Consider the following 16,182-nt stretch of genomic DNA (forward strand, 5'->3'; position numbering starts at 1 on the left):
AAGAAAGATGGCTAAGAAAATTAAGCAAATCGCGATATATGGGAAAGGAGGAATTGGGAAATCCACTACGACTTCTAACATTTCGGCCGCGTTGTCCACCATGGGGTATAAAGTGATGCAGTTTGGATGCGATCCAAAAAGTGACTCAACCAATACGCTGCGGGACGGGACGTATATTCCGACTGTTTTGGATACCCTTCGTGAAAAAAATAAAGTTAATGCACATGATGTTATCTTTGGAGGTTTCAATGGGATACATTGTGTAGAAGCAGGAGGACCGGCACCCGGAGTTGGTTGTGCGGGAAGAGGAATCATAACCGCCGTGCAGCTTTTTAAAGAACAGCGGATCTTTGAAGAATTGGACTTGGATGTTGTTATCTATGACGTATTGGGAGATGTTGTCTGTGGAGGTTTTGCGGTACCTGTCCGAGAAGGAATCGCTGAACATGTATTTACAGTTTCCTCCTCCGACTTTATGGCGGTGTATGCAGCCAACAATTTATTTAAGGGGATACAAAAATATTCCAATTCGGGCGGTGCGCTGCTGGGAGGCGTGATAGCCAATTCTATTAACCAACCGTATTCAAAAGAGATCATTGATGATTTTGTGGCTCGAACAAATACACAGGTTATGGAATATGTACCGCGCTCGGTAACGGTCACTCAAAGTGAATTACAGGGAAAAACCACCATAGAAGCGGCTCCTGACTCTGAACAGGCAAAAATATATAAAAGATTGGCGGCCAGAATTGCTGACCATACGGATTCAAAAGTACCTTCACCACTAAGTATTGAAGAGCTCAAACATTGGGCGGCAAAATGGGGAGATCATCTGTTAGCGTTAGAATCGGGTCAAGTGACTTCAAGTGCTGAAGCCATTTAATCCAATGGAAGCTTTAAGGCCTGATGATAATGTAGAAAACGTAAAGTTTGTCAAAGGATTTATTTTCAGAAAAAATATAAAGTAAGGCTTGACAAGTGAAATTACGTTGCTTATAATATATTAAAACTATAGGAATACTATAAATAATAAATCTTAAAGCGAATGCTGACTGAAAAAACAGAGGCTAAGTTTAACTGTGATGGTTTTACTTGGCCTTTTCTTTTAAACAAAATAAGAACTGCTGTAAAAGCAGAAAAAATTGGTTGACTAGTAGTCTGGAGACCAAATAGGACCGTTTGATTTATGGATACATAAATGGGCCTATTTGGTCTTTTTATTTTAGCAATTGCAACTGCAACGATTCGTCTTCGTATATGGATGGGGACCATAAATTTAATGTTGAAAGGAGAGAACATGATGTCAGATTGGTTAAGGCAACTAAATAAAAGACTCTTTACCCTTTATGCAATTATTGCGTTTTTTATATTGTGGGAAGTTGCAGCGCAGCAGCAGTGGATTGATACGCAATTTATACCAGCTTTTTCAACCGTAATGGCGAAGGGCTGGGAGCTCTTGATAAGCGGACAGCTGCTGATTCATATTGCCACAAGTCTGCAAAGAATATTTTTGGGATTTCTTTTGGCAGTTGGAATCGCCCTTCCACTGGGCTTTGCCCTCGGTGGCTGCCTGCCTGCTGTCACGAAATTTTTAATGCCTCTGTTTAATACCTTTGCACAAATAAATGCCTTTACACTTTTTCCGCTGTTTATTATATTGTTTGGCATTGGGGAGGGTTGTAAAATCAGCATTATTTTCTGGGCAGCCATATGGCCGATCTTGTTTACGACCATAGCGGGCGTTCAGCAAATCGATCCGCTCCTGATAAAGGCGGCCAGTGCGATGGGTGCGAAAGGGCCTCGGATTTTCTTTCAAGTTGTCCTGCCCGGAGCTGCAACCCGGTTGGCTACAGGGATTAAATCGGGTATGACAATGGCTTTTATGATATTGATCGGAGCGGAACTGATGGGATCGGAGGCAGGACTCGGCTGGCTGATTCAAAATTCAAAAAAGAATTATGAGATGCCGCGCATGTATGTGGCCATTATAACCATCGCCATCGTGGGGCTTTTAATATCCTATCTGCTGGATTGGCTTGAAGACAGTATTATCACATGGAAGGAAGTGTCGAATGATGTTACGCTTTGATTTCAATAAAACGGAAAGAAGGAGGTCATGAACATGCGAATAGATCCTTCAAAACTGTTGAAGCAGGTCAAAAATATGGCAGTAAGCAGCTTATCCATTCTTTTATTTTTCTTATTATGGCAGCTTGCTTCCAGCACAGGGCTGTTAAACGACTCGATCATACCTCAAGCCATCGATGTGATCAAAGAAATAGGCAGACGATTAATAGACGGGGTGTACTTGACGCATACCCTATTGACCTTGAAACGGGCAGCAATCGGATTTCTCTATGCACTGATTATTGGTATCACGGCAGGCTTCCTGCTGGGGGGGAAGTTCAAAACCCTTGCTAAGCTGCTGATGCCGCTTTTCAAACTGCTTGAAAAACTGAACCCCTTTGCACTTTTTCCTGTTTTTATGATGCTGTTCGGCATTGGAGAGACTTGCAAAGAAGTTCTTGTATTTTGGGTATGCGTATGGCCGGTGTTATTCTACACCATTTTAGGTGTAGAAGGGGTTGATCGGTTGATGATAAGATCAGCAAAAACGATGGGCGCAAAAGGCGGCAGACTGTTTCTGAAAGTCATTTTGCCGGCAACGACACCGGATATATTTACCGGCATCAAACTGAGTGCTCAATGGGCCTTTTTTATGATTATATCAGGCGAGATTATGGGCTCGTCAGCAGGCTTAGGCTGGTTCATCTGGACCTCTCAAATTAAATATCAAATTATCTCTCTTTATGGAGCCACGATATATGTTGCCATTTTAGGTGTGATTATCAATAAACTATTCCGGAAACTGGAGAGCCGGTTCCTTCCGTGGAAGCAGAAGGCTTTTGAGATTGCAGATTAAACGAGTGATGGAAGACCGCTTAGCTTTTCCGATTCAGGACTGAAGAATAACGGAAAAGCGGAGTTATAGATAGATCATAAAGGTTAAAAAAAGAATAGGAGTGAATGAAATGAGTTCAAAAAAAATTAACAGTAAAGGAATTATCGGTGCAGTCGTTATAGTCGTATTGATCATTGCAGTGATTGCAGGTACGAGACTGGGCAAAACCCCAAATGCATCGCCGTCTGCTTCCACAGGAGGGGCTGAAGTAGCGAGCACTGGCGTCTCAGATGATGAGTTGTTCCCGCTTAGAACCAATACCAGAAAAGATTGCACACTAGCACCGGTTTTGGTTGCGGACAAATTAGGATTTTTTAAAGAAGAGGGATTAAAACTGGTCTTTACGGGTGAATTGACGCAAGCACAGATCCTGCCTTCCGTTTTAAATGGAAATAACGATTTTTCAGACGGACATCCCAACGATCTTGCGCTGAAAATCAACGGGGGAGCGAATATTATCGGCGTAGAGCGTTCTATCATTGAACCGCCTTCCAGTGTGGATAAAAAACTTCGTCACATGAGATATTATGTCAACGAGTCATCAGGCATTAAAAACTGGGATGATTTAAAGGCTGCTATTGCAAAATTGCCGAAGGGGAAGACCTTGAAAGCAGGCGGCTGGCCAAGCACCTGCGAGGATTTTGTTCTCAACAATATTTTAGACAAAAATGGCATACAACGAAGCAGTCTGGAATGGACCACGTTTGAGACAGATCTGGAAAAAATTCAGGCACTCAAGCAGGGACTTATCGATATAACCTTAGTGCATCCTCCTTTTTTTGATGCCGCAGCAGAAGCAGGGCTTATACAGATAGGCGATTCCAGTGATTCCACCTTGGGCGAAGCGGCAGGTACGTACTTGTACTACTTTACTACCGATTTTGTCGAAGAACATCCGGAACAAGTCAAGGGCTTTGTCCGTGCCATGTTAAAAGCGCAGAAATGGGCCAATGCACATGTGGAAGAAACGGCAAAGCTAACAGGGGATTACATCGGAATAGAGGTGAAGGGAAACCATTACTATGCGGAGACCTCAAAGATTAGTGACAAAGCGATTCAGCCATGGATCGATGACCTGATTAAGACAGGACTAATCAAGGAAGGGGAACCGGGATCTAAAGTAAGTGATGTTGTTACCCACGAGTTTGAAGCAGACGAATAAAAAATGAATGTTTCGGAAAGGGGCAGATGGTGATCGAAAGCTTTTAAGCACCGTCTGTCTCTTCCCTTCCTTAAAAATAGAGCAGAGGAGTGTTTTGAATGACCACACAAAATAATGAAGCTACTGAAAATAAGCCCTCAGGGAAAACGGAATGGACGGATAAAATAGTAGTCAAAAATGTTGGAAAGGTTTTTAATATAAAAAACAGAAAGGATGCCAATGGAAGTGCCTTTACAGCGATTGAAAATGTCAACCTGACAGTTCGGAAAGGGGAGTTTTTGACGATTGTGGGGCCGAGCGGCTGCGGAAAATCCACCTTGATGGATATGATTGCAGGGTTGTCCCAAGTCAATACGGGAGAAATATACATTGATAATAAACAGATCAAGGGACCGGATCTGGATCGGGGAATTGTGCTTCAGGGGTATGCGTTGTTTCCCTGGCGGACCGTACAGCAAAATATCGAATTTGGCTTGGAGTCCAAAAAAGTGCCTAAAAATGAGCGGAACAAAATAAGTGCTGAATTTATAAATCTCGTAGGGCTGAACGGTTTTGAAGACCGGTATCCCTATGAATTATCCGGGGGCATGAAGCAGAGAGTAGCCATTGCACGGGCACTTGCTTATGATCCGGAAGTCCTTCTGATGGATGAACCCTTTGCGGCAGTGGACGCTCAAACCAGAGAAGTATTGCAGGATGAATTGTTGAGAATATGGGAAAAAACTCAAAAAACAATTATATTTATTACCCACAGCATAGAAGAGGCTGTGGGGCTGGCAGACCGGGTGGCCATTATGTCCGCAAATCCCGGAACCGTTAAAAAGGTTATTGATGTGAACCTGCCAAGACCTCGAAGAATCGGAGATGTCAGCGCTTCCGTAGAATTCAGTTGGATTGCCACCAGAGTCCGGGAACTGCTTCTGAATGAGGCTTCTGAAGCCCAAGAAACAAAAGATTCCGGAATAAACCTGGCCGATGCCATTTCTCCGACGGCCTCTGTATAGTGAGGACATTTCGATGGATAATAAAGTTCTTACAGGTTTGAAACGAGTTGTGATACAAAGTTCGGGCTTGCTGATCATAGGGCTGATATGGCAAATCGCACCGGCCCTGGGATGGGTGGACAGTATGTTTGTACCGTCTTTATCCACCACCGTTAAAGCACTTATCAAGCTTTGGATCGTTAATGATTTGTATATGCATATCTTGTCAAGCCTTTGGCGGGTGCTTTCAGGGCTGCTCATTGCATCGGCAATTGCTATACCATTAGGATTTATCTTCGGCAGGTGGTTTCCCTCCATCTATGAAGCAGTGGAGCCACTGCTTCGAATATTCACGAAGGTAAATCCTTTTTCACTAATCCCTATATTCATTCTTTTGTTTGGGTTTGGTGAAGCGATAAGGATTGCCGTCGTGACATGGGTCTGCATTTGGCCTATTCTTTTTGGAACGGTGACCGGATTGAGAACCATTGACAAAGATCTCATAAAAGCGGCGGTATCCATGAAAGTATCTCCGTTGGGACTGATTTTAAAAGTGCTGTTACCGGGTTCCATGCACGCTATTTTTACAGGGCTTAGACTGGGCGTAGAAATGTCATTTTTTATACTGATAGCAGGTGAAATGTTGGGAGCTAACTCCGGCTTGGGTGTGATCATTCATAATTCCAATCACTTTTTTAACATGCCTAGACTTTATGCCAGTGCACTGGTCGTCGTATTGCTGGGTGTATTTCTCAACCTTTTTCTGAAATATTTGCAAAACGGGCTGTTTTTCTGGAAAGAACCCCACCATATCTTCGGAAGCGTACATGAAGATAAGCCCGGAACAAAAATAGGAAGGGTTGAACTGCTGATCCTTTCGGTTATTATCGGATTACTATTGGTATTGGGCTCACAGCAAATTCAAAAAGCAGCTGAAATAGCGGCAGATCCTACCCGCGGCTATACGCAGGACGCGGGAAATTGAACGGAGGAATGGCGTAATGATACCGTTTAAATTAGAAAAAGTAAAAAGCCTATTTGTAATACTTATCTTTTTTATTGTTTGGGAGGCAGTCACCAGGCTTGGAATAGTCGATTCCATGCTTCTTCCTTCCTTTAGCGAGGTATTGGTGTCGACGTGGCAATTGTTTGCGGAAGGCGTTTTATGGCCGCACCTTTCCTTGAGTCTGGTGCGTGCGGCAGCAGGCTTTGCTATCGCCGTCGTCATCGCCATACCGTTAGGGATTTTGATGGGCGGCCTTTCCAAAAACGTTCAGATGGCAACGGAGCCGGTGGTCGAACTGTTTTCTCAGGTGAACCCTTTTATATTATATCATCTGATTTTGATTTTTATGGGAATCGGAGAATGGACCAAAATAACAATTATTGCGTGGACGTGTATTTGGCCCTTGCTTTTCAGCACGATATCCGGTGTTTACCACATCGATGCTGCTCACATAAAATCAGCGAAAACGTTTCAATTGAACCGATGGCAGATGGCTGTCAAGGTACTGCTGCCCGGTGCTGTGCCGCAGATTATGTATGGTGTGCGCCTCAGTGCAAGCTACTCCTTTTTTATGCTGATCGCGGCTGAGATGATGGGCGCTGAGTCGGGCCTCGGATTTTTTATCATATTGAGCCAGCGGTATTACAAAATCACATGGGTATATGCTGCCGTTCTCATGATTACCGTTTTGGGCGTACTGATGGATTGGGTGATTACAATGGTGGAAAGAAAGTTTTTACGGGCTTACGTACAGGAGGAAGTCAATGATTAGGAAGAGATTGTTGCGTGTCGGAACAGGAAAAAAGGTTCCCTTTACTCAATTGGTTAAAATCAGAAATTTTACCGCATGGACCATAGGTCTTCTGTGTATTGTTCTGCTGTCCGGATGCAGCGGCAATATAAGCCATGCTGAAAAATATACGGGTGACAAAGCGGATACGGAAAATAGCGTGATTCGAATTGCTTATTCCGGAAAGCTGGATGAAAGTCCTCTTTTTGCGGCTGTTGAAAATGGTTATTTTGAGGAGCAGGGCATAAGAGTGGAGTTAATCAACGGAGAGGATGCCGAAATACAAGAGGGCATCCGATCGGGAACGATTGACGGTGTCACTGCGGACTATCGATTTTTTAAGTCTATTGAAGAAGGCCTTCCCCTGCAGTTTACGGCAGGGCTGCATGCAGGCTGCATTCGTTTAATCGTGCCTGCGGATTCTGAAATAGGATCGGTCACGGATTTGCAAAATGCAACAATCGGCATCGAGGCACCCGGTGACGGAACCATGGTGATTGCTTCCATGCTATTTAAAAATAATGATATGTATCAGGACGGTGAAGAAGTTCAATGGAGCTGCTATGGAGAAGCGGGTTATGAAAAAGCATTTCAAAATAAAGAGATCGATGCTGCTTTCATATGGGAACCGGCAGAAAATACCGCAGAACAATTGGATCAAACCTATCGGACGATTTTTGCGACTGCGCAAAAGAGCAGTACAGGGGGACACGGACATAATCACAGCAGCAGTATCCATTTCACCAGATCCTTTGTGGGGCTTTCCGGTAAACTGATTCAGGAACACAGAGATAAAGCCGCTTTTATAACAAAGGCGTGGCTTGAAGGTGCGGTCTGGGTATCGGAAAATCCGGAGGCAGCGGTAAAACTTGCTGCTTCAAAATACGGTGTCAAAGGCAGCTATGAAGACAATATGGAATTAATCTCATCGTATATGTGGACCAATGGCGTTAAAGACGCAAAACCGAATATTCAATATTATATAACGGAACAGAGGGCGAACGGGTTATTGGACAATACCTTAGAGGAAGAAGATTTTTATCGGAAGGTTTTCGCTGAGATATTGCCGGAGTTCCAATGAAATTGATTGAAAGAAGAAGGTGTATAAAAATGCCGATTAAAGTGCCGGACAATTTTCCTGCAATAGAGATCTTAAATAAAGAAAATATATTTACTATGCAGGAAAGTCGAGCCTATCACCAGGACATTCGTTTATTGGAAATAGCAATTTTAAATTTAATGCCTATTAAAATTGAAACTGAAACACAGATATTGAGGCTTTTAGGGAATTCTCCCCTTCAAGTTAAAGTGACATTTTTGCATCCCAAAACGCATACTTCAAAAAATACATCGGAAAATCATCTTGATATTTTTTATAAAACCTTTGAAGATGTAAAACAGGATCGGTTTGACGGATTGATTATAACAGGGGCACCTGTTGAACAACTGGAATTTGAGGAAGTGAATTATTGGGATGAGTTGAAAGAAATCATGGAATGGAGCACCCAACATGTTTATTCGACTTTGCATATTTGCTGGGGTGCGCAGGCGGGTCTTTATTATCATTACGGCATCAAAAAATACCTATTGAGGGAAAAACTGTCCGGTGTATTCCATCATAAAATAGTTAAAAAAAATGTGAAGCTTTTAAGGGGATTCGATGATACTTTTCTGGTTCCTCATTCACGCCATGCGACAGTAAGGAGAGAAGATATTGACAAGGTTTCAAAACTGGAAATTATAGCAGAGTCAAAGGAGGCAGGGGTCTATATTGTAAAGGCGATGGGAGGGCGTCAGATCTTTGTGACAGGCCACTCTGAATATGATCCGCTTACCCTTAAAGCAGAATATGACCGGGATGTCCTAAAGGGGTTGGAGGTTAACATTCCGAAGAATTATTTTCCTGATGATGACCCGAAGAAATATCCTAAGGTTACATGGAAAAGCCATGCAAATTTATTGTTTTCCAATTGGTTGAATTATTATGTGTATCAGGAAACACCCTATCATTTAAATGGGATATGCTCCTCCTTGTGGTAGAAAAGTTTTTACTCGACTATCGGGCATAAGAGGCGCATATCCTGTTTTTGAAATGATTTCTTACGAATCGCTATTAGAATTTTATAACTTCTGGCTGACCTGTAAAAGAATAAAAAGTTGCTGTAGCATCTTCTAGATAAAGCACTTCCATAAGACCGTCGTCCACAGTGTACATACCGCTTAAAATCGAATTTTGTTCCAGCATTTGTTCGCGGGCTTCTCTGCGATTATCAGGAATTACTTTTGCCTCGATTCGGATCCAAGAGTTTTCTTTTCCCATAGCAGAGATTTCAATTTTAGGATTTTCTAACATCTGCTTATAACACTTTTTTTGATTGTTTGTAACAATATAAAGTTTTCCCTCAAATTCAGCGATGGCTCCGAACGGACGAACACGAGGTTGATCTCCGTCTATAGTTGCAATATGAAAAGTGGGATTTTCTTTTAAGTATTCAAATACTTTTTTCATTTCAGTTGCTCCTTTCAAAATAAAGTAGTATACTATTCATGCTCTAATTATATAGAGTGAAAGACAAAATACAAGTACAATTTATTTGTATACTAGGTATCAAATAGGATACTACTATAAAATGGAGGTGGACAAAATGAAAGAAGGAAAAGAAATGTTTGGATTATGTCCTTATGTGACATCTCAAAAATTATTGACCGGAAAATGGTCTCTTTTGATTATGTATCATTTAAGTAGCGGACCGGTGCGATTTAATGAGCTTCAACGAAGATTGCCTAATCTAACGCAGACTACTCTTTCTAAACAACTGAAAAGTTTAGAAGCCGATGGTCTGATTATTCGGAAAGAGTATCCGCAGATACCGCCGAAAGTGGAATATGCACTCAGTGAGATCGGCGAAAAATTTCAGCCGGTCTTAGACAGTTTAGAAGCTTGGGGAAACGAATACATCGACTATTTAAAGAAAAGATAACTGAAATGACTGAATTTTATTATATTATACAAGCAGCGTCGCAGTATGATTCAATGAACACTTCCTCGCGGCAACGCCGAATTTTAAATATTATGTTCATTATTTCATTAATAACTCTTGCTATTTTGGATAATCTTTTTATGATAGAAAGTAAATCAATCAAACGATATAGGGGAAAAGGATGGAGAATACTTTAAATCAAATCAAACAGAGAGACTATAAATTCGATAATTTAAGAGGGCTGCTTATTTGGACAATACCGATCTCTCATTTTACGAGAATGGGGGGAGATTTTGCACAGGCTTCTTTAGGAGGTCTTGCATATATCACAATTAATGTGTTCGTGATGCAGGCCTTTATGTTTCTATCTGGATATTTCTCAAAAAACGTGGAAAAAGCAAGAAATAATTCATTTGAAACATTTATGCTTCCGTATCTATTTTTCACGGTGGTATTTTACATATTCCGATATTGCTATTTTGGAGAGGCTAAATTAAATTTCTTAAAACCGCCTTTTGCTCTGTGGTTTTTGTTTTCTGCTTTTTTTTATCGCTTTTTTCTGAAAGACTTAGTGAAAATACGGCATTTACTTCCGATCAGCTTAGCTCTTTATATTTTTGCCGGCCAAATTTATTATTTAAATGACGATCTGTTAGCCCTCGGAAGAACCGTTTCCTATTTCCCATTTTTTTTATTGGGGTATTATTGTTCAAGTGATCGGATTAAAAAATTGCAGCAGCTAAAAATTTGGCAGACCTTTTTATTGGGTGCTGCACTTCTTGGTGTATCCTATCTCCTTGCTTATCATGTGGATATTCCTGTTGAGTTTTATCTTCTTCGAACAACCGGAGAAGCCCTCGGCGTGGTTTGGTATGCAGATATCTTCATGCGAGTGGTGATTCTCCTCTTGTCCTGTGCTTGGATATTGCTGATGTTTAATCTTTTGCCGAATAAAAATAACTATTTAGCGTATGTCGGTGTCCATACGATGCCGATCTATATCTTGCATTTATTTTTTAGGTATTATCTTAAGAAAGAAGGATTTCCTTTTACGGATCCGATCGCCTATTATCTGGGAATATTCGGATTTGCTTCACTTTGTGTCGTTATTTTTTCAAGCCCTCCGATTGCCAAAGCGTATGACAAAACATTAAAGCTAATATACAGCGGCTGGTTGAAATTAAAAAAATATGAATTAAAAAACTAAGTACTTATAGAAAAAGCCTCTGGGAGGCGCTTTAGCTCCCATTCAGTCGCATTTCAGTTGCAGCTTTTAATGAAAAGCAGTCAAATTCTATAAATCGCAGATTTATGAATTTCTTGCACAAGTCTGTCAATATCGTAAATGATATTTCCTACGTCATGGAAAATACGCTCTGTGAAGCCTTAAATTAACGGTTTAAGGCTTTTAAAGTATACTTTTTTGAATTTGTGTCAAAAAACATAAAAACATTGTAAAAAAGCCTTTTTTATTATATAATATATTGGCTATAGTCCATCAAAAATTACCAATAACTGCACAATGTGCGTGTTAAAAGGTTTTATATAGTTTTTTTGGAACACACAAAATATGTGAAATACCATATACGCACCTAACCACATTTACTCAAGCAAATGGTTGGCAGGTACTATCCAGAAATTGCCCAGCTTACGCACTTATCCCCATTTTCAAAGAAAATGTTTGGAAGGTGCCATACAGAAATTGCCTAGCCTTAGCTAGAGTGCAATTTTTCAGTTTTGCTGGATTGAATTTTTCAGTTGATAAGGAGATTTTGAATGAGTTCAAGTACAGAAGTAAAAAATCAGCAATACGATGCGGCCCAGATACAGGTTCTGGAAGGGCTCGAAGCTGTAAGAAAAAGGCCTGGTATGTACATTGGAAGCACCGGACCGAGAGGTCTTCATCACTTGGTGTATGAAGTTGTAGATAATAGTGTTGACGAGGCTCTTGCAGGTTTTTGTAAAGCGATTAACATAACCATAAATGCGGATAATTCCATCACTGTTGAAGATGACGGAAGAGGTATGCCTGTTGATAATCATCCCAAGCTTGGTATTCCTGCGGTAGAGGTTATTCATACTGTACTTCATGCAGGCGGTAAGTTTGGAGGCGGAGGATATAAGGTCTCCGGAGGACTTCATGGTGTTGGTGCATCGGTTGTTAATGCGCTTTCAACCAATATGGAAGTAGAAATCAAGAGAAACGGACAAATTTATAAGCAAACGTATAGCAAAGGCAAGACCACGATGCCGCTTACCGTGATCGGGGAAGCAAGAAAAACAGGCTCCAAGACTACCTTTTGGGCAGACACTGAAATTTTTGAAGAAGTGAACTATGATTATGCAACGCTTGAACACCGGTTAAGAGAAATGGCATTCCTGAATAAAGGAATAAAAATTTCTTTGAAGGATGAGCGGGAAGGGCAGAAAAGAAGTGAAGTTTTTCACTATGAAGGCGGAATCAAAGAATTTGTCCTCCATCAAAATAAGAATAAAGAAGCCATTCACGAAGAGGTTATTTATTTTGAGTTGATCAAAAATAATCTTGAAGTGGAAATCGCGATGCAATATACCGACCGTTATAGCGAATTGATTCTTTCTTATGCAAACAATATCAATACGACTGAAGGCGGCACGCATATGATTGGATTTAAGTCGGCATTGACGAGAGTCATCAATGATTATGCAAAGAAAAATAAGTTCTTAAAGGAAAACGATGAATCGCTTTCTGGAGAAGATGTCCGAGAAGGTCTGACGGCTATTATTTCCGTTAAGTTGACAGACCCTCAATTTGAAGGTCAAACGAAGACAAAGCTTGGGAACAGTGAAATGAGAGGCTTTGTTGAAACGACTACCAATGAAAATTTGACGGCTTTCTTGGAAGAGCACCCGGCTGAAGCAAGAATCATTATTGATAAGTGTCTTCGTGCAGCCAGGGCAAGAGAGGCCGCGCGAAAGGCAAGGGATTTAACCAGAAGAAAGGGCGTGTTGGACGGCATCGCACTTCCCGGTAAACTTGCCGATTGTTCCGAAAAAGATCCGGCACTTTCTGAAATCTTCTTAGTCGAAGGAGATTCCGCGGGAGGCAGTGCAAAGCAGGGAAGAGATCGTATGAGACAGGCGGTTCTGCCGCTTCGAGGTAAGATCCTCAATGTGGAGAAGGCAAGGCTGGATAAAATTCTAAATTCGGAAGAAATCAAAAACATGATTACAGCCTTTGGCTGCGGCATCGGACAGGATTTTAATGTGGAGAAATTACGTTACCATAAAATTATCATCATGACCGATGCGGACGTCGACGGAGCACATATCCGAACGCTTCTTCTGACGTTCTTCTATCGTTACATGACTCCGCTGATTGAAGGCGGCTATGTGTATGCTGCTCAGCCTCCTCTTTTCCAGACCAAAAAAGGAAAAGACGTTTACTATACGTATACGGAAAGAGAGCAGGAAAAATTGATGGCTAGTTTAGAGGACAAGTCTGGCAAAGCGGATATTCAGCGATACAAGGGTCTTGGAGAAATGGACTTCCACCAGCTGTGGGAAACAACTATGGATTTTAATACCCGTACGTTAATTCAGATTACTTTGGAGGATGTAGCTGCGGCTGATGAGATCTTTACAACTCTTATGGGTGATAAAGTTCCGCCAAGAAGAAAATTCATTGAAGATAATGCTAGATATGCAACTATCGACATTTAGAAGGGAGGACAAGTATGACAATTAATCTTTTAGAAGATTCAAAAATGATACAACATGAGATTCATGACGAAATGAAAACCTCCTATATAGATTATTCTATGAGCGTTATTGCAGGAAGAGCACTGCCTGACGTAAGAGATGGACTCAAACCTGTACACAGAAGAATACTTTATGGTATGAGTGAACTGGGTGTTACACCGGATAAACCGCACAAGAAATCGGCGCGTATCGTCGGTGAAGTAATGGGTAAATTCCACCCTCACGGTGACAGTTCTATCTATGATGCCATGGTTCGAATGGCGCAGGATTTTTCCATCCGATATATGTTGGTAGACGGACACGGAAACTTTGGTTCCGTAGACGGAGACGGTGCTGCGGCAATGCGTTATACGGAAGCAAGAATGACGCCTTTTGCACTCCAGATGCTCAGGGATATTGACAAAGAAACGGTTGACTTTATTCCAAACTTTGACGAGGAAGAGCAGGAACCAACGGTATTACCAGCTAGGTTTCCAAACCTGTTAGTAAACGGTTCAAACGGTATTGCAGTAGGTATGGCAACTTCTATTCCCCCGCATAATCTACGTGAAATAATCGATGCTGCGGTACTGATGATAGACAAAGAGGATTGCGATATCGAGGATCTGATAAAAGTTGTGAAAGGTCCGGATTTCCCTACAGGAGCTACGATCCTTGGAAAAAACAGTGCAAAGGAAGCGTACCGAACAGGTCAGGGAAAAGTCCTTGTTCGTTCTCAGACAGAGTTTGAAGAGACAGCAAAAGGAAAGCAGCAGATTATCGTTACTGAAATTCCTTATCAGGTAAACAAGGCAAGATTGATTGAAAAGATTGCAGATCTTGTTAAGGAAAAGAAAATAGACGGTATTTCAGATATTCGAGACGAATCCAACAGACAAGGCATGCGTATCGTTATCGAACTGAAGCGGGATGCCAATCCTCAGATTACGCTGAACAGGCTTTTCAAGCACACTCAGATGCAAGAAAGCTACAGCATGATTATGATTGCTTTAGTAAACGGACAGCCTAGGACATTAACCTTATATGAGATTCTTGATGAATATTTAAAGCATCAAAAGGAAGTCGTTACAAGAAGAACCATATTTGATAAGAAAAAAGCGGAAGCGAGGGCGCATATCTTAGAAGGTTTACGAATTGCGCTGGATAATATTGATGAAATTATCAAGATCATCCGTGCCAGCTATAACGATGCAAAAGAAAGATTAATGGATCGTTTTGGTCTTTCAGAAATTCAGTCTCAGGCAATTCTAGAAATGCAGCTGCGTCGTTTACAAGGTCTTGAAAGAGAAAAGATTGAAAACGAATTGGCCGAGCTTTTAAAGAAAATTGCTTATTATAACGAGTTGCTGGCGGATGAAAAAATGCTGATGGGCGTTATCAAGACAGAGCTTCTTGAAATCAAGGATAAGTGGGGAGACGACAGACGAACAAAGATTGTGGCTGATGTATCGGAAATCGACGAGGAAGACTTGATTGAAGAGCAAAATGTGGCGATTACCTTGACACATCTTGGCTATATCAAGCGGGTTTCTGTAGACACGTATAAGACTCAAAGAAGAGGCGGCAAGGGCATTACCGGACTGACCACCAGAGAAAATGATTTTGTAAAGAACATGATTATGACTTCAACACATGATTATTTGATGTTCTTTACCAATACGGGGAAGGCGCATAAGATTAAAGCGTATGAAATTCCGGAAGCCTCCAGAACGGCCAAGGGCATGCCGGCGGTCAACTTCTTGAATCTGATGCAGCGTGAACGAATTACGGCAGTGATTCCGATTAAGGAATTTGCAGAAGATAAATATTTGATTGCAGTGACCAAAAATGGTACGATTAAAAAGACACCGCTGTCTCAATTTGATACCAGCAGAAAAACCGGCTTGATTGCGATCAACCTAAAGGATAACGACGAACTGATCGGGATTAATCAGACCACCGGACACAATAAGGTCATTATCGTTACAAAGCAGGGAAAATGTATCTGCTTCACAGAAGAAGACGTTCGAAGCATGGGCAGAATTGCCGGCGGTGTAAGGGCGATTAAGCTGGAAAAGGATGATGAAGTCGTTTCCATGGAGCTTGTAGAGGAAAATGAAGAGCTTCTTGTCGTGACCACAAACGGTTACGGAAAGAGAACGCCGGTTGAAGATTATAAAGTTCAGGTACGAGGCGGCAAAGGACTTTTGACCTATGACAAAGGGAAGTTTAAAAAGACCGGCGAATTGATTGGTGCTATGGTAGTCAATGAAGATGATGAAATTCTATTAATTAATTCAGACGGAATCATCATTCGAATTAAGGCAAGTGAAGTGTCAAGACTTGGAAGAGCGACTCAGGGTGTCAAAATCATGAGGGTAGAAGAAGCATCCAATATCATTGCCATGGCCAAAGTGATTAAAGAGGAAAATGCTGATGAGGACTTAGAGGATGAGCCGGATAATGAAAACGGGCAGATGGAACTGCCTACCAACTAGAATCCACTAAAAAAAATATAAACCTAGGCGCCCGCAGATATAAAATCTGTGAAGCCTAGGCCGTTATTATATGGAGATAA

At 41.5% G+C, this 16,182-nt stretch carries 14 protein-coding genes; 13 read left to right on the forward strand and 1 reads right to left on the reverse strand.

Going from position 1 to position 16,182, the window contains the following annotated elements:
• Positions 1-7: 7 nt before the first annotated feature.
• The 9 genes from nifH (at position 8) to metA (ending at position 8,943) form a co-directional block, all read left to right on the forward strand.
• On the forward strand, positions 8-883 hold the full coding sequence (gene nifH, locus JYB65_RS08220; protein ID WP_206582165.1) for a nitrogenase iron protein: 876 nt from the start codon (positions 8-10) through the stop codon (positions 881-883).
• 414 nt (positions 884-1,297) lie between these two features.
• Positions 1,298-2,089: an ABC transporter permease gene (locus JYB65_RS08225; protein WP_245156626.1), complete on the forward strand. Its 792-nt coding sequence runs from the start codon at positions 1,298-1,300 to the stop codon at positions 2,087-2,089.
• A 33-nt stretch (positions 2,090-2,122) separates the two neighbouring features.
• Positions 2,123-2,923, forward strand: a complete 801-nt coding sequence (locus JYB65_RS08230) for an ABC transporter permease (RefSeq protein ID WP_206582166.1) — start codon at positions 2,123-2,125, stop codon at positions 2,921-2,923.
• A gap of 109 nt (positions 2,924-3,032) precedes the next feature.
• Positions 3,033-4,124 carry an ABC transporter substrate-binding protein gene (locus tag JYB65_RS08235; RefSeq protein WP_206582167.1) on the forward strand — a complete coding sequence of 364 codons (1,092 nt, stop codon included), beginning with the start codon at positions 3,033-3,035 and terminating at the stop codon, positions 4,122-4,124.
• A 98-nt stretch (positions 4,125-4,222) separates the two neighbouring features.
• A complete protein-coding gene (locus JYB65_RS08240; RefSeq protein ID WP_206582168.1) occupies positions 4,223-5,128 on the forward strand; it encodes an ABC transporter ATP-binding protein in 906 nt (301 codons plus the stop codon).
• A 13-nt stretch (positions 5,129-5,141) separates the two neighbouring features.
• A complete protein-coding gene (locus tag JYB65_RS08245) occupies positions 5,142-6,092 on the forward strand; it encodes an ABC transporter permease (RefSeq protein WP_206582169.1) in 951 nt (316 codons plus the stop codon).
• A gap of 16 nt (positions 6,093-6,108) precedes the next feature.
• Positions 6,109-6,885 (forward strand): ABC transporter permease, encoded by a 777-nt coding sequence (locus JYB65_RS08250; protein WP_206582170.1) that lies wholly within the window; start codon positions 6,109-6,111, stop codon positions 6,883-6,885.
• The gene (locus tag JYB65_RS08255) at positions 6,878-7,984 is read left to right on the forward strand and encodes an ABC transporter substrate-binding protein (protein WP_206582171.1); all 1,107 of its coding nucleotides are present in this window, start codon (positions 6,878-6,880) and stop codon (positions 7,982-7,984) included. The genes JYB65_RS08250 and JYB65_RS08255 overlap by 8 nt, the downstream gene beginning before the upstream one ends.
• 29 nt (positions 7,985-8,013) lie before the next feature.
• Positions 8,014-8,943, forward strand: a complete 930-nt coding sequence (gene metA / locus JYB65_RS08260; protein WP_206582231.1) for a homoserine O-acetyltransferase MetA — start codon at positions 8,014-8,016, stop codon at positions 8,941-8,943.
• Positions 8,944-9,016: 73 nt separating this feature from the next.
• Here metA and JYB65_RS08265 read toward each other — a convergent pair whose 3' ends face one another.
• Positions 9,017-9,412 (reverse strand): pyridoxamine 5'-phosphate oxidase family protein, encoded by a 396-nt coding sequence (locus tag JYB65_RS08265; protein WP_206582172.1) that lies wholly within the window; start codon positions 9,410-9,412, stop codon positions 9,017-9,019.
• Positions 9,413-9,548: 136 nt separating this feature from the next.
• Between JYB65_RS08265 and JYB65_RS08270 the strand changes: the two genes are divergently transcribed.
• From JYB65_RS08270 to gyrA, 4 genes are all read left to right on the forward strand, one after another.
• Positions 9,549-9,884, forward strand: a complete 336-nt coding sequence (locus tag JYB65_RS08270) for a winged helix-turn-helix transcriptional regulator (protein WP_206582173.1) — start codon at positions 9,549-9,551, stop codon at positions 9,882-9,884.
• Between the two features lie 181 nt (positions 9,885-10,065).
• Positions 10,066-11,091 (forward strand): acyltransferase family protein, encoded by a 1,026-nt coding sequence (locus JYB65_RS08275; RefSeq protein ID WP_206582174.1) that lies wholly within the window; start codon positions 10,066-10,068, stop codon positions 11,089-11,091.
• 569 nt (positions 11,092-11,660) lie between these two features.
• Positions 11,661-13,586 (forward strand): DNA topoisomerase (ATP-hydrolyzing) subunit B, encoded by a 1,926-nt coding sequence (gyrB, locus tag JYB65_RS08280; protein ID WP_206582175.1) that lies wholly within the window; start codon positions 11,661-11,663, stop codon positions 13,584-13,586.
• 14 nt (positions 13,587-13,600) lie between these two features.
• A complete protein-coding gene (gyrA, locus tag JYB65_RS08285; RefSeq protein WP_206582176.1) occupies positions 13,601-16,102 on the forward strand; it encodes a DNA gyrase subunit A in 2,502 nt (833 codons plus the stop codon).
• The last annotated feature ends 80 nt before the right edge of the window (positions 16,103-16,182 follow it).

The sequence above is a fragment of the Clostridium aminobutyricum genome (genome assembly GCF_017255415.1).
GTDB classification, from domain to species: domain Bacteria; phylum Bacillota; class Clostridia; order Peptostreptococcales; family Anaerovoracaceae; genus Aminipila; species Aminipila aminobutyrica.